This is a genomic window from Streptomyces sp. NPDC006691, from assembly GCF_042869955.1.
Classification (GTDB): Bacteria; Actinomycetota; Actinomycetes; order Streptomycetales; family Streptomycetaceae; genus Streptomyces.
Genome location: NZ_JBIAGW010000003.1, coordinates 164063 through 188743 on the forward strand (window position 1 = coordinate 164063; position 24681 = coordinate 188743).

A 24681-nucleotide genomic window follows, 5' to 3' on the forward strand; every position below is an offset into this window, starting at 1 on the left:
CCGCAGTGCCCCGGTCGGTGCCGCCCTGATCCGTAGTGCCCCGGTCGGTACCGCCCTAGTCGGTGCCGTCCGTGGGAGCGGACTTGTCGTGCCACTTCGGGTCGTTCTCCCACTCCAGGTTCCGCTCCTGCGCGTTCTGCATCGCGTGTTCGGCCTCCTCGCGCGAGGTGTAGGGGCCGAAGCGGTCCTTGGCCGGGCAGTCGGGGCCCTCCTCGACCTTGTGGTGGACCAGGCAGTAGTACCACTCGCCGGGCTTGCCGACGGTGCGCTTCTTGAACAGAGCCATGGGTGCCTCTTCCCTGGGACGGTGGTCTGGGGCCTCAAGCCCATGCTGCCCCACACCCGCTCGATAGACTCGCCGGCATGTCTGGCCAGCCGAAGTCGCAGTCCCTGCTCGTGCCCGGGGAGATCTCTCCGGCCCGTCCCGTCCCGGGCCGCATCCGGCGTCCCGAGTACGTCGGGAAGCCCCTGCCCACGCCGTACACCGGCCCCGAAGTGCAGACCCCCGAAACCATCGAGCTGATGCGGACCGCCGGGCGGATCGCGGCGCGGGCGATGGAGGAGGCGGCCAAGCACATCGCGCCGGGGGTGACGACGGACGAGCTCGACCGGGTCGCGCACGAGTACATGTGCGACCACGGCGCCTACCCGTCGACGCTCGGCTACCGCGGCTTCCCCAAGTCGCTGTGCTCCTCGGTCAACGAGGTCATCTGCCACGGCATCCCGGACTCGACCGTCCTGAAGGACGGCGACATCGTGAACCTGGACGTCACCGCGTACATCGGCGGGGTGCACGGCGACAACAACGCCACGTACTTCTGCGGGGACGTGGACGACGAGTCGAAGCTGCTCGTCGAGCGGACCCGAGAGTCCCTCGACCGCGCGATCAAGGCGGTCCGCCCGGGCCGCCAGATCAACATCATCGGCCGTGTGATCGAGTCGTACGCCAAGCGCTTCGGCTACGGCGTCGTACGGGACTTCACGGGCCACGGCATCAGCACGGCCTTCCACTCCGGACTGATCGTGCCGCACTACGACGCCCCGCACGCCACGACGGTGATCAAGCCGGGCATGACGTTCACGATCGAGCCGATGCTGACTCTGGGCACCCACGAGTACGACATGTGGGAGGACGGCTGGACGGTCGTCACCAAGGACCGCAGGCGGACGGCCCAGTTCGAGCACACCCTGGTGGTCACGGAGACCGGCGCGGAGATCCTCACCCTGCCGTAGCGGGGCCGCCGGACATTTTTCGATCGGGTGTCCCGTCCCACGACAGCGGGTACATTTTTACCGACAGGACGTCGGTAACTCATTGACTTAGGTAAGCCTAACCTGAGATGATCCGACCGGTTCCCGCACCCCTCGGTCCCCGGAGGCCCGCCTTGACCACCAGCGCGACGACGCCGTTCTCCACGCTGATCCGCACCGCCTCGCACGAGCAGCACACGGAGGCCGAGACCTCGACGTTCATGGGGGACCTGCTCGGCGGCCGGCTCGGCGTCGACGCCTACGCCCGCTACACCGAGCAGCTCTGGTTCGTGTACCGGGCCCTGGAGGAGGGCGCCGCGGCACTCGCCGCCGACCCGGTCGCGGGACCGTTCATCCAGCCGGAGCTGATGCGCACGGCCGAGCTGGAGCGGGACCTCGCGCATCTGCGCGGCGACGACTGGCGGCGCACCGCTTCGCCGCTGCCCTCGACGGCCGCCTACGCGGAGCGCGTCGCGCAGTGCGCCCGGACCTGGCCCGCGGGCTATGTGGCCCACCACTACACGCGCTACCTCGGCGACCTGTCGGGCGGCCAGATCATCCGCGACAAGGCGGAACGCACGTGGGGCTTCGCGCGCAAGGGCGACGGGGTCCGGTTCTACGTCTTCGACGGGATCGGCAACCCGGCGGCGTTCAAAAGGAGTTATCGCGAGCGGCTGGACGGGCTGGGTGTCGACGACCTGGAGAAGCAGCGGGTCGTCGACGAGTGCAAGCGCGCTTTTGCCTTGAACACGGCTGTGTTCAAGGAGCTGGGCTCGGAGTTCCCGCTGAGCGCCTAGCGCCCACTGGGTGGCCGGCTTCTGGTGCGGGTCCGCCGCGGTTTTGCGCAGTTCCCCGCGCCCCTGAATCCGCTCGCGGCTGCGGACCGCGGTCGCCTCTCGCGCAGTTCCCCGCGCCCCGGTAGGTGGACCGGAGCCCGTAGCTCGCGCCGCCGCCTCAGCGGGATCGAGGGGCGGCCGGTTCCAGCGACACCCGGCCGCCCAGTTCGATCTCGCCGTCGGGGCCCGGGGCCGTCAGGAGTTGGGAGCCGGCGCCCTGGGTGATGTTCAGGGCTCGGCCGAGGCGGTGGGTGAGGAGCAGGGCCGCCGCGCCCGTCGCCTCGTCCTCCTCGATGCCGTCGCCACGGCCGGGGAACGCCCGCGCGCGGACGCGGCCGGCCGCCTCGTCCTCCCACGCCCAGGCGTACACCCACTCCCCCGGCTCCGGCACGGCGAGCGCGTCGACCTCCGCGGCCGAGGCGTACTGGCGCAGGGTGCGCGGCGGCACCCACGCGGAGCGGGCCGCGATCCAGGTGAACTCGCCGTCCTGGCGGGCCAGTACGTCGCCCACCGGCAGTTCGAGCACCTCCAGGTCGAGCAGCCAGGCCGTACCGACCAGGGGGTGCCCGGCGAACGGGAGGCGTACCCCCGGGGTGTAGATCTCGACGGTGCCGCGCTCCGGATCGTCGACGAACACCGTCTCGCTGAAGCCGAGTTGACGCGCCAGCTCCTGCCGGGCCGCCTCGCACGGCACCTGCGCGCCCTCGCGCACCACCCCGAGCGCGTTGCCGTGCCTGCCGTCGGGGCCGCAGAAGACCCTGAGCACGTCGATCAGTACGTTCTGCTCCCTCACGTACACGTTCACGTACGCATTGAAGCAGCAGCGAGGGCCGCACCCCCGGTTCGGGGGTGCGGCCCGGTGGCGTACGGGGTCAGGCCCTGCGGCGGCGGACGGCGAACAGCATCGCGGCGCCCGCGGCCGCGACCGCGCCCGCCGCGGCGAGCAGCGCCCCGGCCGGAGTGGCGGAGCCGGTGGCGGCCAGCGCTGCGGCGCCGCCCACGGACGAGCCGACCGTGCCGGACGGGGCGGTGTCGGACACCGGGACGCCTCCCGTGCCGGTACCGGAACCCTGGGGCAGCGCGACGCCGTCCCGCACCGTGAAGGCGAGGTCGAGCGGGTCGATCGCCTCGCCCGCCTTGTACATCGAGCCCGTGGTGTCGTTGGCGAACGCGGCCGCGCCCTCGGCCGTGAAGGCGGCCGGCACGGCGGCGAGCCGCACCACGCCGTCCTTCGCCGTGTAGTCGGCCCTTGAGAGGTCGAGCGTCGCGAAGGCGATGTCGTCCTTCTTCCCCTTGGGGGTGGTCACGTCGAGCACGAGCGTGCCCTTGCCCCCGGTGGCCTTGACCTTGAGGTCGCTGAACGTCATGTCCAACTGGTGTGCCGGGTAACCGAAGTTGACGCTGCCCTTGAAGGCCGCGTCCAGCGTCCGGGCCTTGGCGTCGAGGTCGGCCCTGCCGAGGGAGAAGTCGAAGAGGTCGCCGTTCTTCTTCGCCCCGTCGGCCGCCTTGATGCCTCCACCCCTGTTGATGTAGCGACGGAAGGACTCCTTCAGGCCCCAGGTGAGCCGCCCGTCGGAGACCTTGGCCTGTCCGGCGGGCGCGGGGGCGGGCGTGCTCGGCGACACCCGCCTGCCGGACGGCTTGGGGGCGTCGGACGGCCTGGTGTCACCGGACGGCTCGGGCTTGCCCGACGGCTTCGGGGGGTCCGACGGCTTCGGCTTCTCGGAGGGCTTGGGCCTGTCCGGCGCGGTTGCGGGGGTGACCGTCAGGGTCGCCGGGTCCAGCGGGTCGCCCTCCTTGTACTGGCCGTTGAAGGCCGCGGCCCCGGCCTTGGTGAGGGCGGCCGGTATGTCCTTGAAGACCATCGCGCCGCCCGCGCCGGAGCCCGGCCGCACCTTTGAGAGATCGAGGTCGGCGAGCGCCACGTCGTCCTCGACCTGGTCCTTGCCCGCCCGGTCCTTGGTGGTGATGTCGGCGGTGATCGCCCCCTTGGCGCCGGTGGTGGCCACCTTCAGGTCGGACAGCTTGATGTCCAGGACACCGCCGTGCGCCTCGAAACGGACGCTGCCCTTGAAGGCGTTGCCGGTCGCGTGCGTCGCCGTGTCGTAGGTGCCCGTGCCGCCGGTGAAGGTGAACGCACCGCCTGCGGCCGCCTGCTTCGCCCCGTCCGCGACCGTGATGCGGCCGGCCGCCGCGATGTACTTGCGGAAGCTCTCCCGGAAGCCCCAGTCGAGGGTGCCGTCCTTCAACTCCAGCTGGGGCGGGGCGCCTTCGGGCGCGGGCGCCGCGGCAGCCGGAACGGCCGCGCCCAGCGCGGCGGCCGTGGCGACAGCCGCCGCGAGCGCCAAGGAACGCCGCCGGCGGAGGGCAGGGCGGGAAGTGAGGAGAGGTGCGGGCATGGGCCGGGCTCCTTGGGGGTCTTCGGGAGGGGAGGGGTGGAGAGGGGAGGGGAAAAGGGGGCGGTCGGACTTCAGTGGGGGGCTTGCTCACGAGCCTTCCGCGGGGCGCTCACCGGGTTCCGCGAGAGGCGTCGCCGACGCCGTCCGGCGCCTGCGCAGCAGGGCGAACGTGGTGCCCGCGGCGACCACCACAACCGCGCCGATCGCCGCGTACACGAGCACACCCGGACCCGGGCCGTCCGTGGCCCTGGCCGTCGGCTCGGTGGCGGGCCGCGCCGAGGAGCCGGGCGCGGCCGCCGCCGACGGCGCGGTGTTCGCGCCGGTACCGAGGTCGGGCAGCGCGGGCAGGTGCACCTCCGGGCCGACGGCGACGGCGAGCGACACCGGGTCCATGGAGGTGCCCGCCGGGTAGATCCCGCCGAACAGCGCGGCGCCCTCGGCAGTCAGCTTGGCGGGTGACTCGGCGATGCTCACCAGGCCGTTCTTCACGGCCAGTTGGGCCGGGAAGGTGACGACGGGGCGGTCTCCGACCGAGAGCGTGCCGGTGTTGCCGGCCACCTTCACCGCGATCCGGTCGAGGGTGAGGTCGAGCCCCTTTCCGGTGAACCGGACGGCCCCGGCGAACGTCGCGTCCAGGGTGGCCGCGCGCTCGTCGTACGTGCCCCTGCCGCCCGGGAAGCGGAACAGCGCCCCACCGTCCCGGGCTCCGGCCGACACCGTCCACCTGCCCTGCGCGACGGGCCCGCCGACGTACTCGCGGAAGGTGCGGCGCACCCCCCAGTCGACGGCCGCGTCGGCGAAACCGGCGGACGGGCCGTTCGACGGCTCGACCGATGGGGCCGAACCGCCGCTCGGGGAGGCCGAGTTCGCGGAGCGCAGTGCCTCCGTGTCCACCGAGAGGCTCACGGGGTCGAGCGGCGTGCCCGCCGCGTAGTACCCGGCGAAGGCCTCGGCGCCCTGGGAGGTCAGCGTCGCCGGGACGTTCTGGAGGGCGATGGGGGTGGAACCGCCCTTCAGAACGATCCCGGCGAGCGCCAGCGAGGCGAGCGGCACCTGGGACCTGGTGGTGACCTGCCCGCTGCCCTTCGCCTTGCTGGTCATGTCGGCATAGAGGGTGCCCCGGCCGTTCTCGATCCGGACCGAGGGGCGCGCCACGGTGAGGTCGAGTTCATGGGTGCCGTCCGGTTTCGGATGGCCCGTGAAGTGGACGCCGCCGGAGAACGCCGCCCGGAAGTCACCGCTGTCCGGGGCGTACGAACCGGTCGCCGAGTGGAAGCGGAACTGGCTGCCGCCCACGGTGGCCGCGCCCCCCGTCAGGCTCCAACTGCCGTGCGCCACCGGCCCGGTGACGTAGCTCTGGAAGGACGACTTGATGCCCCAGTCGAGCCGGCCGCCCCGCACCGCGCGGTCCGCGGAGTCCGTGGCGTACGCGGACGAAACCGGCAGCAGCGCCCCCAACACCACCCCCAGCGCCACCGCGAGCGGCGCGAGGAAGGGCGTCCGGGCGGGTCTGGACGACGGCATGGGGATTCCTCCGGTAGCGGGCGCGACACCGGGCCCTGAACGAGCCCGGGGCAGACGGACGGCAGCCCCGAGGCGGGCCGTACGGACGGCTCAAGGCCTCACCCTGGCTGCTTAGGTAAGGCTAACCTAAGCTATGACCTGGCCGTGCCGGAAGCCCCGCGCACCGCCTCCCCCTACCGAGCGAAGGACGGTGCACCCGGTGCGCAGACCAGGACTTCTCGCGGGTGCGCTGCTCTGCGCGCTCACCCTCACCCTCACCGGCTGCGGGACGAGCACGGACAAGGCCACCGTGCACAGCGGTACGGCCCCCGCCGCGGACCGGATCGAGCCGATCACCCCAACTCCCGCACCCCACCTGCCCGTCACTGTCCGGTCCGCGGACGGCAAGCAGGTCGAGGTGCGGTCCGGCGCCCGGGTCGTGCCGCTCACCGGCTCCCTCAGCGAGATCGTGTTCACGCTCGGACTCGGCCGGCAGGTGGTGGCCCGTGACATCACGGCCACCTTCGAGCAGGCCGCGAAGCTCCCGGTGGTGACCCGGGCCCATGACGTCTCCGCCGAGAGCGTGCTCTCGCTGAAGCCGACGCTCGTGCTCGCCGACACCACGACGGGGCCGGCCGAGGCGGTCGACCAGATCCGGGCCGCCGGGATACCCCTGGTCGTGGTCGAGCCGGCGAAGAGCCTCGCCGACGTGGACCGCAGGATCGAGACGGTGGCCGCCGCCCTGGGTGTGCCCGATGCCGGTGCCGAGCTCAAGTCCCGTACGGATCAGCGCATTTCGGCAGCGCGCGCCACACCGAGGAAGAGCGGCGCCAAGCCCCGGGTCGCCTTCCTCTACCTGCGCGGCTCGGCCTCCGTCTATCTGCTCGGCGGGGCCGGCTCCGGCGCCTCCTCCCTCATCGAGGCGGCGGGTGGCGTGGACGCGGGCAAGGAGTCGGGCCTGACCAAGGACTTCACCGCCATCACCAGCGAGGCCCTCGCGAAGGCCGCCCCGGACGCCATCCTGGTGATGAGCAAGGGGCTCGCGTCCGTGGGCGGCATCGAGGGCCTGTTGAAGGTGCCGGGCGTCGCCGAGACCCCGGCCGGCCTGGACCGCAGGGTCGTGTCCATCGACGACGGCGTACTGCTCAACTACGGCCCGCGCACCGACGAGGTCCTCACGTCCCTCGTGGACCAGCTGTACGCAAAGGCGAAGAAGTGACCACGACGACCGAGGCCCCCGAGCTGTCGGCCCCGCCCGAGCCGGCGCAGCCGGCGAGGCGGTACTCGACCCCCTTCCTCCTCACGGCCGTTCTGCTCGCCGCCCTCCTTCTCCTGGCCCTGCTGTCCGCGGGGCTCGGTGCCTACCACATTCCGCTCGGCGATGTGGTCGGCTCGGTGCGCCATCGCGCGGGACTCGGCGGCCGGGCGCTCGACCGGGTCGGCGAGAGCGTGCTGTGGAACGTACGGCTCCCCCGGGTCGTGCTCGCGCTGCTCGTCGGCGCGTCCCTCGGCTGCGCGGGCGCGCTCATGCAGGGCGTGTTCGGCAATCCGCTCGCCGAGCCCGGCGTGATCGGGATCTCGGCGGGCGCCGCGGCCGGCGCGGTCGGCTCCATCGCCCTCGGGCTGAGCTTCTTCGGCAACTGGACCATCACGTTCTGCGCGTTCACCGCGGGCCTGGTCACCGTCCTGCTCGTGTACGCCATGTCCCGGTCGGGCGGCCGCACCGAGGTCGTCACCCTCATCCTCACCGGCATCGCGGTGAACGCCTTCGCGGGCGCCCTGATCGGCCTGTTCATCTTCTTCGCGGACAACGCGCAGATCTCCCAGATCACCTTCTGGCAGCTGGGCTCGCTCGCCCAGGCCACCTGGCCCAAGGTGCTCGCCGTACTGCCGTGCGCCGTGGCGGGTCTGATCGTCGCCCCGCTGTACGCGCGCCGGCTCGACCTCCTCGCGCTCGGCGAACGGCCCGCCCGGCACCTGGGCGTCGACGTCGAGCGGCTGCGCGTCGTGCTCGTGCTCGTCGTCGCCCTGCTCACCGCGGCCGCCGTGGCGGTGGCCGGGATCATCACCTTCGTCGGGCTCCTGGTGCCGCATCTGCTGCGCATGGCGGCCGGCCCCGGACACCGCTTCCTCGTCCCGGGCAGCGCGCTCGGCGGCGCCGTCGTCCTGATGGCGGGCGATCTCGCGGCCCGTACCGTGGCCGCCCCGGCCGAACTGCCGCTGGGCGTCCTGACCGCCCTGTTCGGCAGCCCGTTCTTCTTCTGGCTCCTGCGCAGGACCCGGCGCAAGCAAGGCGGTTGGGTATGAACGCCCTCAAGTCCCTCTTCTCCGTACGCGGCCCCCTTGAGCTCCCCGTACCGCTCAGGGCTGGTGAAGTGGCCCTGGAATCACGCGAGTTGGTGGTGGAACTCGGCGGCCGTGCCGTTCTCGACGGGGTCGGGCTCCGGGTACGTGCCGGTGAGGTCGTGGCGCTCGTCGGGCCCAACGGGGCGGGCAAGTCCACGCTGCTCGCCGCGCTCGCGGGCGATGCGGCCGCCGCCTCGGGGACGGTACGGATCGACGGGCGGGCGCTCGCCGACTGGCCCGCGCCCGCACTCGCGCTGCGCCGTGCCGTTCTGCCGCAGCAGGCCGCGCTCTCCTTCCCCTTCCCGGTCGAGGAGGTCGTACGGATGGGCCGGGCTCCGTGGGCCGGGACCGTGCGCGAGGACGAGGACGACGCGGTGGTCGCGGAGGCGATGGCGGCGGCCGAGGTGACCGGCTTCGCCGGGCGGCCCTTCGACGCGCTGTCCGGCGGCGAGCGGGCCCGGGTCGCCCTGGCCCGGGTGCTCGCCCAGCGCGCCCCGGTGCTGCTGCTCGACGAGCCGACGGCCGCGCTCGATCTGCGCCACCAGGAACTGGTCCTGCGGATCTGCCGCGAGCGCGCCCGCGCCGGGGACGCCGTCGTGGTGGTCCTGCACGACCTGGGCCTCGCGGCCGCGTACGCGGACCGGGTCGCCGTGCTGCACGAGGGGCGGCTCGCGGCCGAAGGGCCGCCCCGCGAGGTGCTCACCGAGGAGCTGATCGGCCGGGTCTACCGGCAGCCCGTGGACGTCCTCGCGCACCCCCGGACGGGCGCGCCGCTGGTGGTGCCGCGGCGCGATCCTTGACCCGGCCTTGACCACGGGACGTGATCCTTGACCCGGCTGTGACCGGCGCGGCGCGATCCGTGATCCCGCCGTGACCGGTGAGAGCTGAATCACGCGCCCAGTGGGTATCGGTCAGGTAAGGCTCGGTTAAGTTAGGTCCGCCTCAGTCGACCTGTCGACCCTGACCCAGCGTGGAGCCCGCATGCGACCCGTCCGTACTTCCGTCGTCACCGCCGCCGCGGCCGTCGCGGCCCTGGCCGCCGTCACGGGCTGCGCCAACAAGAGCGATGCCAAGGCCGGCGGCGCCGACGGTTCGGTCCAGGTGACGGCCACCGACGACTCCTGCAAGCTGTCGAAGACCGACTTCCCGGCCGGACACGTCAAGTTCGACATCGAGAACAAGGGCTCCAAGGTCACCGAGGTCTACCTGCTCTTCCCGGACGACCGCATCGTCGCCGAGCGCGAGAACATAGGCCCCGGCCTCAAGCAGCAGCTCACCGCCGAGGTCAAGGCCGGCTCGTACGAGGTCGCCTGCAAGCCCGGCATGAAGGGCGACGGCATCCGCCAGAAGGTCACCGTCACCGGCGGCACCGCCGCCAAGCGCAACCCGCAGCTGGACACGGCCGTGGCCGAGTACCGCAAGTACGCGCAGGAGCAGGCCGACGAGACGCTGCCCAAGGTGAAGGTCTTCACCGACGCGGTGCGGGCCGGCGACGTGGAGGCCGCCAAGAAGGCGTTCGCGCCCTCGCGCCTCGGCTGGGAGCGCACCGAGCCGGTCGCGGAGTCCTTCGGCGACATCGACCCGAAGACCGACACCCGCGAGGACGGTCTGGAGAAGGGCCAGAAGTGGACCGGCTGGCACCGTCTGGAGAAGTCCCTCTGGGTCGACGGCAAGATCGGTGACGACGAGAAGAACCTCGCCACCGAGCTGGACAAGGACCTGACCGACTGGCAGAAGCGGGTCGGCACCGCCGAGATCACCCCGACCTCGATGGCCAACGGCGCCAAGGAGCTCCTCGACGAGGTCGCCACCGGGAAGATCACCGGCGAGGAGGACCGTTACAGCCACACCGACCTGTCCGACTTCAAGGGCAACGTCGAGGGCGCGCAGAAGGCGTACGAGCTGCTCAAGCCGGTCGCCGCGAAGAACGACGCGGCGCTCACCACCGAACTGGACAAGCAGTTCGCCGCCCTGAACACGCTGCTCGACAAGTACCGCACGGACAAGACCTCCTACGACTTCACCTCGTACGACAAGGTCGGCGAGGGTGACCGCAAGCAGCTCTCCGACACCGTGAACGCGCTCGCCGAGCCGCTGTCGAAGCTCGCCGCAGCCGTCGCGAAGTAACACCAGGAGCAGGAGGAGATCCGCCATGACTGACGAGACGACCGAGGCCACCGGCACCGGCAGGTCCCCCTCCCGCCGGGCGCTGCTCGGCTGGGGCGGGGCGGGCCTCGCGCTCGGCGCCGCCGCGGCCGGCGGCACGGTCGCCGTCGTCAAGGGCGGCGGGAGCGACGCGGTGCCGGCCGCCGACACGGGGGCCGCGGTGCCGTTCCACGGCGCCCACCAGGCCGGCATAGCCACGGCGGTCCAGGACCGCCTCCACTTCGCCTCGTTCGACGTGACGACGAAGGACCGCGCCGAACTCGTCCAGCTGCTCAAGGACTGGACGGCGGCCGCGGCCGCGATGACCGAGGGCAAGACGGTCGGCGAGGGCGCCTACGGCGGGCTCGCCGAGGCGCCGCCGGACGACACCGGCGAGGCGCTCGGCCTCAAGCCGTGCCGGCTGACCCTGACCTTCGGCGTCGGCCCCTCGCTCTTCGCCAAGGACCGCTTCGGCCTGGAGGGCAAGCGCCCCGAGGCGCTGGTCGACATCGAGCAGTTCCCCGGCGACAACCTCGAACCGGCGCGCAGCGGCGGCGACTTGTGCGTCCAGGCCTGCGCGGACGACCCGCAGGTGGCGGTGCACGCGATCCGCAACCTGGCCCGCATCGGCATGGGCAAGGTCGCCATCCGCTGGTCGCAGCTCGGCTTCGGCAAGACGTCCTCGACGACGCCGGACGCGCAGACCCCGCGCAACATGATGGGCTTCAAGGACGGCACCCGGAACGTCTCGGGCACCGACACCAAGGCGCTCGACGACCATGTGTGGGTCGGCGCCAAGGACGGCTCCGACTGGATGACCGGCGGCTCCTACCTAGTGGCCCGCCGCATCCGGATGCACATCGAGACCTGGGACCGCACCTCGCTCCAGGAGCAGGAGGACGTCTTCGGCCGCGACAAGGGCGAGGGCGCCCCGGTCGGCAAGGCCAAGGAGCGCGACGAGCCGTTCCTGAAGGCGATGAAGCCGACCGCGCACGTCCGCCTCGCGCACCCCGACTCCAACGACGGCGCCCGGATCCTGCGCCGCGGCTACTCCTTCACGGACGGCACGGACGGCCTCGGGCGCCTGGACGCGGGCCTGTTCTTCCTGGCGTACCAGCGTGACGTACGCAAGGGCTTCCTGCCCGTCCAGCGGGCCCTGGCCCGCCATGACGCGCTCAACGAATACATCCAGCACGTGGGTTCGGCGATTTTCGCGGTCCCGCCGGGCGTCCGCGACAAGGACGACTGGTGGGGCCGGGGACTCTTCGGCTGAGAGGGAGACATGTTCGCCAACTATCTGATCGGCCTGCGCGAGGGTCTCGAAGCGAGCCTGGTCGTGTGCATCCTGGTCGCCTACCTGGTGAAGACCGGGCGGCGCGACGCGCTCAAGCCGGTGTGGATCGGCGTCGGGGTGGCCGTGTTCGTCGCGTTCGCGTTCGGCGCGGGCCTCGAATTCGGCTCGCAGGAGATGACCTTCAAGGCACAGGAGGCGCTCGGCGGTTCGCTGTCGATCGTCGCCGTCGGCCTGGTCACCTGGATGGTGTTCTGGATGCGGCGCACCGCGCGGCACCTGAAGACCGAACTCCAGGGCAAGCTCGACTCGGCCCTGCTGATGGGCACCGGCGCGCTGGTGGCGACCGCCTTCCTCGCGGTCGGCCGCGAGGGCCTGGAGACCGCCCTGTTCGTGTGGACGTCGGTGCACGCGGCCGGCTCCGACAACGGCACCTTCCAGCCGATGATCGGCGCCCTGCTGGGCCTCGCCACCGCGGTGTTCCTCGGCTGGCTGTTCTACCGCGGCGCCCTGAAGATCAACCTGGCGAAGTTCTTCACCTGGACCGGCGGCATGCTGGTGGTCGTCGCCGCGGGCGTCCTCGCGTACGGCGTGCACGACCTCCAGGAGGCCGACTTCCTGCCGGGCATCAACTCCCTTGCCTTCGACATCAGTTCGACGATCGCGCCGGACAGCTGGTACGGCACCCTCCTCAAGGGCGTCTTCAACTTCCAGCCCGACCCGACCGTCGTCCAGGTCGTCGTCTGGGCCCTGTACCTGATCCCCACGCTCGCGTTGTTCTTCGCCCCGGTAGGGTTCCGGAAGTCCGAGGGGACGACGAGGGTCGAGGGGCAGAAGGCGGTCCATGAGCAGGGTGAGTCGGCTGACGGCGGGGCTCGCGACGGTGACCGTACTGACGGTGACCGCGAGCGGCTGCGTGACGGTGCACGGGGAGCGGGAAGTCGTACCGTCGGCGACGAAGGCTGAGGCCGCGAAGGCGCTCACCGACTTCCTCGACGCCTACAACAGGGCCGACAAGGCCTACGACCCGGCCCTCGACGCGGGCCGGGTCACCGGTTCCTTCGGCGCCACGACCCAGGCGGGCTTCACCGTCCGCCACACGACGAGCCCGGGCGGCAACCCGCAGCACTCGCCGCTGGCCCTGAGCGACACCACGTACACGATTCCCCGACAGTCCGGCTGGCCGCGCTGGTTCGTCGCCGACGCGGACTCCAACCGCGACCAGGACGACAAGGGCCCGAACGACACCCGCTGGCTGCTGCTCTTCCTGCGCACCGGCCCCGAACAGGTGTGGAAACTGGCCTACTTGTCGATCCTGGGCGCCAAGGACGTACCCGCCTTCAAGACCGACAACGACGGGTGGGCGGAGCCCGTACGCCCCGACGACCCCTCGCTCGCGGTCGCCCCGAAGGACCTGAGCGCGGACTACGCCTCGTACCTCCAGAACGGCAAGCCACCGGTCTTCGCACCCGGGGACCACACCAGCGCCTGGCGCGAGGCGCGCCAGAAGAACGCGGTGCGCTCGGGGCGCGTCAGCCAGTTCATCGACCAGCCCCTGAACGACGGCGACTTCGCCCCGCAGGGCCTGCGCACCGCCGACGGCCGCGCCCTGGTCTTCTTCTCCGCCCGCCACTTCGAGCGCCAGACCGCCGCGAAGGGCGTCCGCCTGGACATCTCCCCCGACGAGAAGGCCCTGCTGACCGGCCGGATCAACACCTCCCTGACCCGGGAGTGGATATCCAACGAACTGGCCCTGGTGCCGGCCAAGGGCCCGGTCGTGGTGACCAACCGGATCCAGGGCCTGGTGGGAACGAAGGGCGAGTAGGGCCCCCTGACCCCTGGCCCTCAGGGCCTTGCGGGCCTTGCGGGCCTTGCGGGCCTTGCGGGCCTTGCGGGCCTTGCGGGCCTTGCGGGCCTTGCGGGCCGAGGACGAACGAGTGCCCCGGAAGGCGCGAACGGGGTCTGGGGCGCAGCCCCGCCGCGAACGGGTCCGGGGCACAGCCCCGAGCAGGGGCGCAGGGGACGCAGTCCCCGCGGGGGTCCGAGGGGCGCAGCCCCTCAGGGGGTCTGGGGCGCAGCCCCAGGAACAACCCTTACCCACCCCCACACCCCCGGAGGGTCTCGGGAAGGGGCGGGGTGGGGAAACCTACCGGCCGAGAGGCCAGGCAACCGCCGACGCCCCCGCCTCCCCCGCATACCGCGCACACGCATCGGTCAACGCCTCAAGCAACGTCAGTGGATCCGGAAGCGCAAGCTCCGGCCCCCGCACCCACCCCACCGCAAGCTCCCCCGGCAACCGCGCGGGCGGCACCAGCACATAGCTCCCCCGGCAGTGCCACCGCAGCCCCGGATGCTCGTCCATCGTCTCGGGATGGCAGTCCAACTCGCAGGGCCACCACTCGTCCTCGTCCTCGGGCGTTCCCCGCGTCGCGGTGAAGAACAGCATCCGCCCGTGATCACCGTCACCGGCCGCCTCGGCGACCGGCCCGACGTCGATCCCCTCGGAGAGCAGCCGGGCCAGTGCCTCGCGCCCCGCTTCGAGCGGTACGTCGAGGACGTCGTGGACCATCCCGGTCGCGGTGATGAAGTTGGCCTCCGGCTGCCCGAGCGCCCAGCGCTCGATCTGCGCGGGGTCGGTGGTCGACTGGGTCTGCCAGGCGAAGGAGACGGGGTGACGGGCGGGCGTGGGACAGCCCACGCGCTCACAGGAACATCGGTAGCCGACGGGGTACGCGGCGGGAGCCATGGGCAGACCGGCGGCGGCCACGGCCAGAAGCAGCGAGAGCCGGCCCTGGTCCGCACCCGGAGCGTCCTTGGGCCGCCTGCGCAGCCAGCGGGACAGTTTGCTCTCCTCGCCGCGGGAACGACCGAACTCAGCGCCCATATATCCCCTCACCTCACCGTCGACCCCAGGGACTCACATCCGGGAGAACCCTGGAGAACATCGTCCCACCATCCTGCTCCTCGGGTGACCGCACCGGACATCCGGGGTGTGTGACATGACCCGCCCGTGACCATTGGCCGACGCCCACGCGATCAGCGCGGGACGATTCCGCGCAGCGCGTAGTCGACGAGGCTGTCCGCGTAGGCGTGCGTGAGCGGGAGCGTGCGCAGCAGCCAGCGGTGGGTGAGCGGGCCGACGAGGAGTTCGACCGCGATGCGCGGGTCGACGCCGGGCGCGACCTGCCCCGCGTCCCGCGCCGCACCGAGGCGGTCGACGTAGAGCTGGAGCCCGGGTTCGAGCAGCCGCGTCACGAACCGGGCGCCGAGCTCGGCGTCGATGACGCCCTCGGCCGCGAGCGCGCGGTAGGGCGCCTCGAAACCGGGGTCGGTGAGTTCGTCGACGGTGGCGCGCAGCACCTGCTTGAGGTCGGCTTCGAGGTCGCCGGTGTCGGGCAGGACGGCCTCCCCCGCGGCGGCCCGCTCCCCGCGGTCGAGGAAGGCCTCAAGGAGAACCTCGGCCTTGGACGGCCACCAGCGGTAGATCGTCTGCTTGCCGACCCCGGCCCGCGCCGCGATGCCCTCGATGGTCGTCCTGCCGTACCCCGCCTCGCCCACGAGCGTGAGGGCGGCTTCGTAGATCGCCCGGCGCGACCGCTCGCTGCGGCGGGAGGCATCGGGTGCCTTGGCTCCCGGCTTCGCCCCCGCCCTGCCCGCCGCATCACCCACGGCGGCGCTGCCACTCGCCGCCCCGCTCACTGCCTTGCCTTCCGTCTTGCCTTCCGCCTTGCTTGCCGCCTTGCTCGCTGTCCTTCTCTCTGCCATGGACCGATCCTAGCCCCATTACGAGGCGAGACGTATCGTCTCTTGACAAGACGCAGCGTCTCGTTCAGACTCGAATCACGAAGCGAGACGGACCGTCTCGTTGATGGGTGATCCCGTTGAGGAGAGAAGGAGCTGTGCCATGACCCGAGGTGGAGCAGGAAACATGCTGGGCGTCGGCGGCACCCGGATCCGCCTGTCGCGCAAGGCGATGCGGGGAGCAGCCGGCGGCGCCCATGGGCCGGGCGGCGGGGTGGACCCGCTGGCCCAGAAGCGCGAACTGCTGCGGAAGTTGAAGGAGGGACGCACCGCACCGGAAGAGCCGTGAACGCGCGGACGAACCGGGTGGGCCAGATGAAAAACACCCGGACGGTGCACTGCGCGGACGCCCCGCACGGCGGACCATGGGCTGCACGCGGCTGCGCGCCCGTGCAGCCCAAGTCACCCGTGAGGAGCCCTCATTGCCTCGTGACGCCCGTGACCTCCGCACCCAGAGAACCGCCCGACCCCGGCGCTATCTGATGTGCCCACCGGCACACTTCAAGGTCACGTATTCCATCAACCCCTGGATGGACCCCGAGAAGCCGGTCGACCTGCCCCTGGCCCTGGCCCAGTGGGAGGACCTGCGCGACCGGTACCGCTCGCTCGGCCACACCGTCGAGTTGCTCGACCCCCGCCCCGACCTGCCCGACATGGTCTTCGCCGCCAACGGAGCCACCGTGATCGACAGCCGGGTGCTCGGCGCCCGCTTCGCGTATCCGGAACGCGCGGCGGAAGCCGAGGTCCACCTGGACTGGTTCCGTGCGCACGGCTTCACCCCCGTCCACGAGCCGGCCCACATCAACGAGGGCGAGGGCGACTTCGCCGTCACGGCCTCCTATCTGCTCGCCGGGCGCGGCTTCCGTTCCAGCCCGCTCTCGCACGACGAGGCCCAGGAGTTCTTCGGCCGCCCGGTCATCGGCCTCGACCTGGTCGACCCGCGCTATTACCACCTGGACACGGCCCTGTGCGTCCTGGACGACGACGCCGACGACGTCATGTACTACCCGCCGGCGTTCTCACCCGGCAGCCGGGCCGTGCTGTCCAGGCTGTTCCCCGACGCCCTGATCGCCGAGGAGCCGGACGCGGCCGCCCTCGGGCTCAACGCGGTGAGCGACGGCCGTCACGTGCTGCTCCCCCAGGGTGCCGTCGGCCTCTTCGACCCGCTGCGCGCGCGGGGCTACGAGCCGATCGGCATGGACCTGGGCGAGCTGCTCAAGGGAGGCGGCAGCGTGAAGTGCTGCACGCAGGAACTGCGTTCCTGACCGGACGCGGGAACCGGTGCGGGCCCCGGTGCGGGAACCGGTGCGGGCCCCGGTGCGGAAAGCCGTGCGGGAACCGGTGCGGGAGCAGGCACTCCGGCCGGCCCTAGGAGGCCGGCTCTGCGGGGTGGGACGGCCAGGGGTCGCCCCACTCGGCGTTCCGGGCGGCACGGTACAGCGCGCCGTGCCGCTTGCTGACCGTCTCACGGCGCAACTGCTCCTGCGCCGTGCAGAGTTCGAGCAGCACCTGGCCCTTGCGGATCTGGGGCCGCCGGGTGACCCGCGCCGGGGCGGGGTCGGGGGCGAACCGGGTGGCGGCGAGATAGCTGAACTTCTCGTCCTCGTAGGCCAGCGAGCCGCCCTTGACCTGGCGGTGCAGCGAGGAGCGGCTGACCCGGGCCGAGAAGTGGCACCAGTCGGTGCCGGGCTCGATGGGGCAGGCGGCGCTGTGCGGGCAGGGCGCGGCGATGTGCAGGCCGGCCGCGATGAGCCGGTCCCGCGCCTCGATGACGCGGGCATAGCCGTCGGGAGTACCGGGCTCCACGATCACGACGGCACCGGTCGCGGCGGCGGCCACCGCGTCCACCAGGGAACCGCGGTCGAGGGGGGTGAGTTCGTTCAGGACGTACGAGACGGTGACCAGGTCGGCGCTCTCCAGGGCGAGGGCCGAGCCGATGCGGGCGCGCTCCCAGCGGGCGGTGCGCAGACCCGGCAGACCGGAGGCCTCGGCGAGTTCGCGGCCGACGGCGAGCGCGGGCTCCGCCCAGTCCAGGACGGTCGTGGCCACCGGGGTCCGCGCGTCCTCCCAGGCTTCGGCGACCGCCCAGCTCGCCGCTCCGGTGCCGCCGCCGATGTCGGTGTGCGTGGCCGGGGTCCAGGGCCCGGCCGCGTCCCGGAGCGCGCCGAGCGCTGAGCGCACCGCCTCGAAAGTGGCGGGCATCCGGTACGCGGCGTAGGCGGCGACATCGGAGCGGTCCCGCAGCACCGGGGCGTTGGTCGGGACGACACCGCGGTAGTGACTGATCAGCCGGTCGACGGCTCCTGCGGCCTGGGAGGGCGGCAGCCCGTCGAGCAGTCCGGCCAGGGCCGAGCGCAGGACGTCCGGGGCGGGGAGGGAGTGGTTCACCGGCAGAAGTCTACTTTTGCGGCGCCGCGTCCCGGGCCGTCGCGGTGAGCGCCTGCTGCCCGCGCTGCCAGGGACGGCAGAGCAGCAGGAAGCAGAGCAGGGCGGCGACGGCCGACGCGAGCTGGACGACCGCCATCGGCACGGCGGTCGCCTCCCCCGCGATGCCGACCAGCGGGGAGGCGACCGCGCCGACCAGGAAGGAGGAGGTGCCGAGCAGAGCGGAGGCGGAGCCGGCGGCGTTCGGGGTGCGCATCAGGGCCTGGGCGTTGGTGTTCGGCATGGCGAGGCCCATCGCCGACATCAGCACGAAGAGCCCGGCGGCGATCGGCGCCAGGCCCACCTCGCCGAACACTCCGGAGGTCATGAGGAGCAGGGCCGTCGCCGCCAGGGTGATCACGGCCAGGCCGAAGCCGAGCACCTTGTCCAGGCTGACCCGTCCGATGAGGAGCTTGCCGTTGATCTGGCCGACGACGACCAGGCCCACGGAGTTGAGACCGAACAGCAGGGAGAAGGTCTGCGGGGAGGCGCCGTAGATCTCCTGCACCACGAAGGGGGAGGCCGATATGTAGGCGAACAGCGCGGCGAAGGCGAGGCCGCCGGCGAGCATGTAGCCGGTGAAGACCCGGTCCTTGAGGAGGCCGCCCATGGTGCGCAGGGCCTCTCCGACGCCGCCGGAGTGCCGCCGTTCCACCGGAAGCGTCTCGTGCAGCCACTTGAACACCACGGCGGTGAGCAGCACGCCGATCACGGTCAGCACGACGAAGACGCCGCGCCAGTCGGTCAGCCGCAGCACCTGGCCGCCGATCAGCGGGGCGACCACGGGGGCGACACCGGAGATCAGCATCAGCGTGGAGAAGAAGCGGGCCATCTCCACTCCGTCGTAGAGATCGCGCACCACGGCCCGGGCGATCACGATGCCCGCGGCACCGGCCAGACCCTGCAACAGGCGGAAGGAGATGAGGAGTTCGACGTTGGGCGCGAAGGCGCAGACGGCCGTGGCCAGGACGTAGACGACCATGCCGATGAGGAGGGGGCGGCGCCGTCCCCACTTGTCGCTCATCGGCCCGACGACGAGCTGCCCGAGCGCCATGCCGGCGAGGCACGCGGTGAGGGTGAGCTGGACGGTCGCGGCCGGCGAGCGCAACGCGTCGGTGACCTCGGGCAGCGCCGGCAGATACATGTCCATGGAGAGCGGCGGGAGCGCGGTGAGGCCGCCGAGGACGAGCGTGACCAGAAGGCTGGTGCGGCGCAGGGCGGCGGTGGCGGTGACCGCCTTCGGGGGCTCGGAAGCCTCGACGGGCTCGGCGTCGGCCGTGGTCGGTATGGGGCCCTGGGTGTCCTGGCCGCCGCGCTCCGGCATCGGTTTCTCTCCTGAAGGTTGAATCGAATAACCATGCTCTCAGCCGGTTCCGGCGCGAGGCACCACTCGGGACGCACGGGAAAGGAGGAACGGGTCACATCGGGGCCCATCCGCTCCCCCATCCCCCTCCCGGGGAGCCCGGGTCGCACCGGCGCGGGGCTCTCACATGGCGGACACGGGGTCTCACCAGGCGGCCACTCACGTACGCTCCGGGCTCATGGAGATCACCTCGCAGAAGTCTGCCGTCGTGACCGGAGCCGGGTCCGGCATCGGCCGTTCCGTGGCGCTGGCGCTGGCCGGCGCGGGCTGGTCGGTGGCGCTCGCCGGGCGCCGCCCCGAGGCCCTGGCGGAGACCGCGGCGCTCGCCGGGCCGGAGGCCGAGGTGCTGTGCGTCCCCACGGACGTGACCTCCCCGGACGAGGTGGCCGCGCTGTTCGCCGCGGCGCAGGGCGCGTACGGCACGGTGGACCTGCTGTTCAACAATGCGGGGACGTTCGGGCCGGGCGGTGTGCCGGTGGAGGACCTGTCGTACGAGGCGTGGCGGTCGGTGGTCGAGGTCAATCTGAACGGCGCGTTCCTCTGTGCCCAGGCCGCGTTCCGGGTGATGAAGGGGCAGACGCCCCAGGGTGGCCGGATCATCAACAACGGGTCGATCTCGGCGCACGCCCCGCGGCCGAATTCCGTGGCGTACACGGCGACGAAGCACGCGATGACCGGGCTCACCAAGTCGCTGTCCCTGGACGGGCGGCCGTACCGGATCGCGGTCGGGCAGATCGACATCGGCAACGCGGCCACCGAGATGACCCAGCGCATGCAGACCGGCATCCCGCAGGCCAACGGGGAGCTGGCGGTAGAGCCGGTGATGGACGCGCAGGACGTGGCGCGCACGGTGCTGCACATGGCGGAGCTGCCGCTGGAGGCGAACATCCAGTTCGTCACGGTGCTCGCGACCGCCATGCCCTACATCGGCCGGGGCTGAGCCCGCCCGGGGCGGGGTCCGCGTCCGCCGGGCCAGGGACCGCGTCGGCCGGGGGCGGGGGTCCAGGCATCCGCCCGGGCCAAGGTCCGCACCGGCGGGGCCGGGGTCCACATCCGCCCGGGCCGGGGCCCACGCATCCGCCGGTCCCCCTCCTTCACCGGCGGCCACGCATCCGCCGCCCTCCCTCCTTCACCGGGGGCCCCGCATCCGCCGCCCTCCCTCCTCCACCGGGGGCCCCGCATGCACCCAGGCCCCGGCATCCATCGGGCTCCGGGCATCCGCCGGCGCGCGGTGGTGGCGGGTGGCCGGGACCGGAATAGGGCCGCTGGTGCGGGAGTTGGGGTGATCATGACGAGCGAAGACCGGCCCGAGATCCTCCGCTACACCGCCTTCTCCAGTGACCCCGCCGGGGGCAATCCCGCCGGAGTCGTCCTGGACGCCTCAGCGCTCGACGACGCGGCGATGCTGGCCGTCGCCGCCGAGCTGGGCTACAGCGAGTCGGCGTTCCTGACCGCCCCGCCGGAGGGGCTCGGCGAGCCGGGGCGCGCGTTCACGCTGCGGTACTTCAGCCCGAAGGCCGAGGTGCCGTTCTGCGGGCACGCCACCGTGGCGACCGCGATCGCGCTGGGCGAGCGGCTCGGCACCGGGGACCTGACGTTCGCGACGGCGGCCGGTACGGTCCCGGTGACCGTCGCCACGGACCCGACGAGCGGCGGCCTGCGCGCGACGCTGACCAGCGTGGAGCCGCACTCCGAGCCCGTCGGGGAGAAGGACCTCGCCGAGGCACTGGCCGCTCTGAACTGGCCGGCCGAGGACCTGGACGGCGCGATCCCGCCCCGGATCGCCTACGCCGGCGCCCGCCACCTCGTGCTGGGCGCGGCCACCCGGGAACGCCTCGGTGAGCTCGCCTACGACTTCGACCGGCTCACCGCGCTGATGCACCGGCTCGACCTCACCACCGTCCAACTGGTGTGGCGCGCCTCGGAGTCGGTGTTCCATGTGCGCGATCCGTTCCCGGTCGGCGGGGTCGTCGAGGACCCGGCGACGGGTGCGGCGGCCGCCGCGTTCGGGGCGTACGCCCGCGAACTGGGCCTGGTGGCGGCGGAATCGGAGCTGACGCTCCATCAGGGCGAGGACCTCGGCCGCCCCGGAGTGCTCACCGTGACACTGCACGCGGGTGACGCACGGGTGCGGGTGAGCGGCGCCGGCGCCCGTATCCCGATCCCGGCGTGACGTCCCGCACCGCACCGCCGTGTGATGCCCCTCGGGGCTACGGGCAGCACACTGAAATACGGGGGGAGGTCGGCCGGGATCAGGGCACGGGGGTCAGGCCTGGCCGGTTTCGAAGCGGCTGACCTTGCCGCCGTCGACCGTGAAGCGCCAGGCGGTGCGCATCTCGCCCCAGGTGTCGTTGCGGTAGTTGGCGACCAGGCCGAGCCCGTCGCGCGACTGGCTCTCGATGTCCATGTGGCCGCCGGAGGAGAAGATCTCGCGCTCGGTCCAGTCGGCGACATCGCGGTCCGAGCCGTCGTCGGACATCGTGGCGTCGGAGGTCAGGGCGGCGGCGAAGGCCGTCCGGTCACCGGAGTTGAGGGCGCCGACGAAGGCGCGGACGGCCGGATCGGCCAGCTTGTCGAGGGCGATGGTCACGGTCTCTCCCGGTCGGTGCGGAACGATTCCCCCGCAGAACACCTCCCAGAACACCTCACGTCGCCCCGCACCGCCACCGGTGCGCTGCCGGATGGCACCGTGGGCCGTATGGACGACACCCGCGGCACTCCCTGGATCTCCCCCTCGAACTCGGCCTGGAACTCCTCCGGGAGCTCGCCCTGGCCCACGGTCACCGCCTTGCACGCGTGGCTCACCGAACGGAGCCCCGTACCGCCCGAACAGCAGAAGCTGCTGCGGATGCTCAAACTGTCGGAGGAGGTCGGCGAGGTCGCCCAGGCCGTCATCGGGGCGACCGGCCAGAACCCCCGCAAGGGCGTCTCGCACAGCTGGCAGGACGTCCAGTCCGAGCTGTGCGACGTGATCGTCACCGCGATGGTCGCCCTGACCACCCTCACCCCGGACGCGGCCGACGTCTTCGACACCCATCTCGCCAAGGTGGCCGAGCGCTCGCTGGGCTCCGCCCGGCCCCAGCCGGGCGAGGGCTAGGCGCTCGGCAGGCGCAGGGTCGTGACGGCACCTCCGGCCGGCGCGTTGGCGAAGCGCAGGCCGATGCCGAGGACCTCGGCCTGGCCCGCGGCGATCGTGAGGCCGAGGCCGTGGCCCTTGCCACGGCCCGGGTCACCGGTGCGGAAGCGCTGGGGGCCGCGGTCGACGAGCTCGGCGGGGTAGCCCGGCCCCTGGTCGCGGATCTCGACGACGGGCCCGTCCACGGTGAGGGTCACCGGCGGAGCGCCGTGCCGGTGGGCGTTGACGACGAGGTTGGCGATGATCCGGTCCAGGCGGCGCCGGTCGGTGCGCACGGCCGCGTCCCGTACGACGCGTACCTCGCAGGCGAGGCCGGTGGCCCGCACCGCGCGTTCGGCCAGCGGCCCCAACTCGTACTCGGCGAAGTCCGGTTGCTCGGCGCCGGCGTCGAGACGGGAGATCTCCAGGAGGTCTTCGGTGAGGGTGTGCAGCGCCTTGAGCCGGTCGTTGATCATCTCCTTGGGGCGTCCCTCGGGCAGCAGCCCGGCCGCCGCCAGCATCCCGGTGAGCGGCGTGCGCAGCTCATGGGCGACGTCGGCGGTGAACCGCTTCTCGGACTCCAGACGGCGTTGCAGGGAGGCCGCCATCGAGTCCAGGGCGACGGCGACCGCCGTCACCGCGTCGTGTTCGGCGGCCTTGCCGTCCGGCGGAATCCCGGTGCGTACGTCGAGGTCGCCGTCGGTGATCCGGCGCGCGACGGTCGCCGTCCGGTAGAGCCTTCGGCTGATCCGCCCGGCGAAATAGCTGCCGGCCAGGGTCACACTGCCCGCCGCGAGCAGGGCCGAGCCGAGGATGGCGGTGTCCATCTGGCGCAGATGGTCCCGGGTGCTCGCGTACGGGACGGACACCGCGAGCACATGGCCGCCGGCCGGGGCCGCCGCCCATATGACGGCCGTGCCGCCCTGCTGCCCGACCATCAGCCCGCGCCCACCGCCGAGCGCCAACTTCCTGAGCGGGGGCGGGAGTTCGACGGGGTCCACGATCGCCCCGTGCCCGTCGGTGGTCTCGGTGCCGTACGCGTACTCCTTGAGCGCGACGTCCAGGCTCTGCCGCGCCTCCTTGCGGACCTCGTCCACGCGCTGCCGGGTCAGCACGTTGTGCACGAGCACGCCGAGGATGGCGGCCACCGCGCAGGCCACCCCGGCGATGGTGAGCATGATCTTCCAGCGCAGACCGTACGTCCAGCCCGGCCGCACCCGCTCGAACCAAGCCTTCACGGGACACTCCCGGGTGACGGGAGCGACGGGAGCGACGGGAGCGACGGGAGCGACGGCGACGGGGAGGCGCAGGGGATGTCGGAGGTCTGCTTGACGGCGCGGCAGGTGTCGAGCTTGAGCTCGATGAGGGCCATCATCGTGCCGTCCCAGCCGTAGTGCGAGACGTACACGAACCGGTCGTTGGAGGTGGGTTCGCGGATCGCGAGGTGTCCGGCGGCGAGTTCGACGCCTTCGAGGACGGCACGCCGCGAGAACACCCGCGTCACCCGGCCGTCCACCACGTGATAGACCCGCATCTCGCTGGCCCGCCCGTCGATGTCGACGGCGGTGATCAGTTCGGCGTGCCTGTCGCCGGTCAGGTCCCGCAGGACCGGTTCGCGCACCCCGCAGTCCGCGGCCCGCGCACAGTGCGCCACGCGTTCGGCGGCACGGCGGTCCACCAGGCGGCCGGTGCCCTGGTCCTCGCGCTCGGTGGCGGCGAGGTCGGCCTTGACCACGGCGAGCGGGTCGGCGTCGCGCAGATCACCGGAGGCGACGGGTGCGATGCCGGGCACGGCGAAGGGCCGGCCGCGCTGCTGCTCGGGGCCGGGCGGGGCGGGAACGGAGTGCGGCCACAGCGGTTCCGGCGGGGCGACGCTCGCCGCCGCTCCGTCGCGGTGCAGCCCCTCCATGTCCGCGCAGCCCGCCAGTACGGCGATGAGCGCGGCGCCCGGAAGGACCCACCGGGCGGAGCGGCGACGGACGCCCGCGCGCTCAGCCAAGCTGTCCGAGCATGCCGGTGACGGAGTTGAGCGCGGTGTGCAGCGAGGGGGCCACCGCGGTATCGGCGAGATAGAAGCCGAACCCGGCGCAGATGAGCGCGTGGGACAGCTTGGTGCCGCCTTTGCGGAGCAGGAAGAAGGCGCCGGCTGCGAGCGCCAGCATCACGGGAAAGTGCAGGGAAGGCACGGCGTTTCACCTCGTGTCCCC

General features: G+C 72.4%; 26 protein-coding genes. 14 read left to right on the forward strand and 12 right to left on the reverse strand.

Features of this window, described 5'->3' with window-relative positions; all coding sequences use genetic code 11:
• Positions 1-55: 55 nt before the first annotated feature.
• Complete coding sequence (locus ACFYNP_RS07490) at positions 56-286, reverse strand: hypothetical protein (RefSeq protein ID WP_100576810.1); 231 nt, start codon at positions 284-286, stop codon at positions 56-58.
• A 77-nt stretch (positions 287-363) separates the two neighbouring features.
• On the opposite strand from ACFYNP_RS07490, the gene map reads away from it, so the two are divergent.
• Both map and ACFYNP_RS07500 read left to right on the forward strand, forming a co-directional pair.
• Positions 364-1233: a type I methionyl aminopeptidase gene (map, locus tag ACFYNP_RS07495; protein WP_388408128.1), complete on the forward strand. Its 870-nt coding sequence runs from the start codon at positions 364-366 to the stop codon at positions 1231-1233.
• 107 nt (positions 1234-1340) lie between these two features.
• Entirely contained in the window at positions 1341-2048 is a 708-nt protein-coding gene (locus ACFYNP_RS07500) for a heme oxygenase (biliverdin-producing) (protein ID WP_388783492.1), read from the forward strand.
• Positions 2049-2205: 157 nt separating this feature from the next.
• Here the strand turns inward: ACFYNP_RS07500 and ACFYNP_RS07505 are convergent, their stop codons facing one another.
• From ACFYNP_RS07505 to ACFYNP_RS07515, 3 genes are all read right to left on the reverse strand, one after another.
• A complete protein-coding gene (locus ACFYNP_RS07505; protein ID WP_388784270.1) occupies positions 2206-2886 on the reverse strand; it encodes a PhzF family phenazine biosynthesis protein in 681 nt (226 codons plus the stop codon).
• A 73-nt stretch (positions 2887-2959) separates the two neighbouring features.
• The gene (locus ACFYNP_RS07510; protein ID WP_388783495.1) at positions 2960-4486 is read right to left on the reverse strand and encodes an HtaA domain-containing protein; all 1527 of its coding nucleotides are present in this window, start codon (positions 4484-4486) and stop codon (positions 2960-2962) included.
• An 87-nt stretch (positions 4487-4573) separates the two neighbouring features.
• Complete coding sequence (locus tag ACFYNP_RS07515) at positions 4574-6010, reverse strand: HtaA domain-containing protein (protein WP_388783498.1); 1437 nt, start codon at positions 6008-6010, stop codon at positions 4574-4576.
• Positions 6011-6143: 133 nt separating this feature from the next.
• Between ACFYNP_RS07515 and ACFYNP_RS07520 the strand changes: the two genes are divergently transcribed.
• From ACFYNP_RS07520 to ACFYNP_RS07550, 7 genes are all read left to right on the forward strand, one after another.
• The gene (locus ACFYNP_RS07520; RefSeq protein WP_388783501.1) at positions 6144-7208 is read left to right on the forward strand and encodes a hemin ABC transporter substrate-binding protein; all 1065 of its coding nucleotides are present in this window, start codon (positions 6144-6146) and stop codon (positions 7206-7208) included.
• Positions 7205-8296, forward strand: a complete 1092-nt coding sequence (locus ACFYNP_RS07525) for a FecCD family ABC transporter permease (protein WP_388783504.1) — start codon at positions 7205-7207, stop codon at positions 8294-8296. Before ACFYNP_RS07520 ends, ACFYNP_RS07525 begins: the two co-directional genes overlap by 4 nt.
• Positions 8293-9135 carry a heme ABC transporter ATP-binding protein gene (locus ACFYNP_RS07530; protein ID WP_388783507.1) on the forward strand — a complete coding sequence of 281 codons (843 nt, stop codon included), beginning with the start codon at positions 8293-8295 and terminating at the stop codon, positions 9133-9135. Before ACFYNP_RS07525 ends, ACFYNP_RS07530 begins: the two co-directional genes overlap by 4 nt.
• Positions 9136-9316: 181 nt before the next feature.
• Complete coding sequence (efeO, locus tag ACFYNP_RS07535; RefSeq protein WP_388408109.1) at positions 9317-10462, forward strand: iron uptake system protein EfeO; 1146 nt, start codon at positions 9317-9319, stop codon at positions 10460-10462.
• 25 nt (positions 10463-10487) lie between these two features.
• On the forward strand, positions 10488-11753 hold the full coding sequence (efeB, locus tag ACFYNP_RS07540; protein ID WP_388408106.1) for an iron uptake transporter deferrochelatase/peroxidase subunit: 1266 nt from the start codon (positions 10488-10490) through the stop codon (positions 11751-11753).
• A gap of 9 nt (positions 11754-11762) precedes the next feature.
• Entirely contained in the window at positions 11763-12737 is a 975-nt protein-coding gene (gene efeU, locus ACFYNP_RS07545) for an iron uptake transporter permease EfeU (protein ID WP_388783509.1), read from the forward strand.
• Complete coding sequence (locus ACFYNP_RS07550; RefSeq protein ID WP_388784273.1) at positions 12625-13596, forward strand: hypothetical protein; 972 nt, start codon at positions 12625-12627, stop codon at positions 13594-13596. Before efeU ends, ACFYNP_RS07550 begins: the two co-directional genes overlap by 113 nt.
• A gap of 321 nt (positions 13597-13917) precedes the next feature.
• On the opposite strand, the gene ACFYNP_RS07555 is transcribed toward ACFYNP_RS07550, so the two are convergent.
• Both ACFYNP_RS07555 and ACFYNP_RS07560 read right to left on the reverse strand, forming a co-directional pair.
• Positions 13918-14655, reverse strand: coding sequence for a bifunctional DNA primase/polymerase (locus ACFYNP_RS07555; RefSeq protein WP_388408101.1), 738 nt, complete (start codon positions 14653-14655; stop codon positions 13918-13920).
• 152 nt (positions 14656-14807) lie between these two features.
• Positions 14808-15536, reverse strand: a complete 729-nt coding sequence (locus ACFYNP_RS07560) for a TetR/AcrR family transcriptional regulator (RefSeq protein ID WP_388783512.1) — start codon at positions 15534-15536, stop codon at positions 14808-14810.
• A 139-nt stretch (positions 15537-15675) separates the two neighbouring features.
• Between ACFYNP_RS07560 and ACFYNP_RS07565 the strand changes: the two genes are divergently transcribed.
• Together ACFYNP_RS07565 and ddaH are read left to right on the forward strand one after the other, a co-directional pair.
• Entirely contained in the window at positions 15676-15861 is a 186-nt protein-coding gene (locus ACFYNP_RS07565; RefSeq protein ID WP_388783514.1) for a DUF6243 family protein, read from the forward strand.
• A 76-nt stretch (positions 15862-15937) separates the two neighbouring features.
• Positions 15938-16837, forward strand: coding sequence for a dimethylargininase (gene ddaH, locus ACFYNP_RS07570; RefSeq protein WP_388783516.1), 900 nt, complete (start codon positions 15938-15940; stop codon positions 16835-16837).
• A gap of 103 nt (positions 16838-16940) precedes the next feature.
• Here ddaH and ACFYNP_RS07575 read toward each other — a convergent pair whose 3' ends face one another.
• A complete protein-coding gene (locus tag ACFYNP_RS07575) occupies positions 16941-17960 on the reverse strand; it encodes a small ribosomal subunit Rsm22 family protein (protein WP_388408089.1) in 1020 nt (339 codons plus the stop codon).
• Positions 17961-17970: 10 nt separating this feature from the next.
• On the reverse strand, positions 17971-19320 hold the full coding sequence (locus ACFYNP_RS07580) for a Bcr/CflA family multidrug efflux MFS transporter (protein ID WP_388408086.1): 1350 nt from the start codon (positions 19318-19320) through the stop codon (positions 17971-17973).
• A 217-nt stretch (positions 19321-19537) separates the two neighbouring features.
• Between ACFYNP_RS07580 and ACFYNP_RS07585 the strand changes: the two genes are divergently transcribed.
• Together ACFYNP_RS07585 and ACFYNP_RS07590 are read left to right on the forward strand one after the other, a co-directional pair.
• Positions 19538-20299, forward strand: coding sequence for an SDR family oxidoreductase (locus ACFYNP_RS07585; RefSeq protein ID WP_388783519.1), 762 nt, complete (start codon positions 19538-19540; stop codon positions 20297-20299).
• 348 nt (positions 20300-20647) lie between these two features.
• Positions 20648-21532 (forward strand): PhzF family phenazine biosynthesis protein, encoded by an 885-nt coding sequence (locus ACFYNP_RS07590; protein ID WP_388408080.1) that lies wholly within the window; start codon positions 20648-20650, stop codon positions 21530-21532.
• A gap of 93 nt (positions 21533-21625) precedes the next feature.
• On the opposite strand, the gene ACFYNP_RS07595 is transcribed toward ACFYNP_RS07590, so the two are convergent.
• Positions 21626-21949 carry a nuclear transport factor 2 family protein gene (locus tag ACFYNP_RS07595; protein WP_388408077.1) on the reverse strand — a complete coding sequence of 108 codons (324 nt, stop codon included), beginning with the start codon at positions 21947-21949 and terminating at the stop codon, positions 21626-21628.
• A gap of 108 nt (positions 21950-22057) precedes the next feature.
• Here ACFYNP_RS07595 and ACFYNP_RS07600 point away from each other — a divergent pair, with 108 nt between their 5' ends.
• A complete protein-coding gene (locus ACFYNP_RS07600; RefSeq protein WP_388783522.1) occupies positions 22058-22456 on the forward strand; it encodes a MazG-like family protein in 399 nt (132 codons plus the stop codon).
• Here the strand turns inward: ACFYNP_RS07600 and ACFYNP_RS07605 are convergent.
• Genes ACFYNP_RS07605 through ACFYNP_RS07615 form a run of 3 tightly spaced genes read right to left on the reverse strand, consistent with a single transcriptional unit; the run spans position 22453 to position 24660 of the window.
• Positions 22453-23712, reverse strand: a complete 1260-nt coding sequence (locus ACFYNP_RS07605) for a sensor histidine kinase (RefSeq protein WP_388783526.1) — start codon at positions 23710-23712, stop codon at positions 22453-22455. The two genes, ACFYNP_RS07600 and ACFYNP_RS07605, sit on opposite strands and share 4 nt — an antisense overlap.
• Positions 23709-24473, reverse strand: coding sequence for a hypothetical protein (locus ACFYNP_RS07610; RefSeq protein ID WP_388783529.1), 765 nt, complete (start codon positions 24471-24473; stop codon positions 23709-23711). Before ACFYNP_RS07610 ends, ACFYNP_RS07605 begins: the two co-directional genes overlap by 4 nt.
• Positions 24466-24660, reverse strand: coding sequence for a hypothetical protein (locus tag ACFYNP_RS07615; RefSeq protein ID WP_159030374.1), 195 nt, complete (start codon positions 24658-24660; stop codon positions 24466-24468). Before ACFYNP_RS07615 ends, ACFYNP_RS07610 begins: the two co-directional genes overlap by 8 nt.
• Positions 24661-24681: the final 21 nt, after the last annotated feature.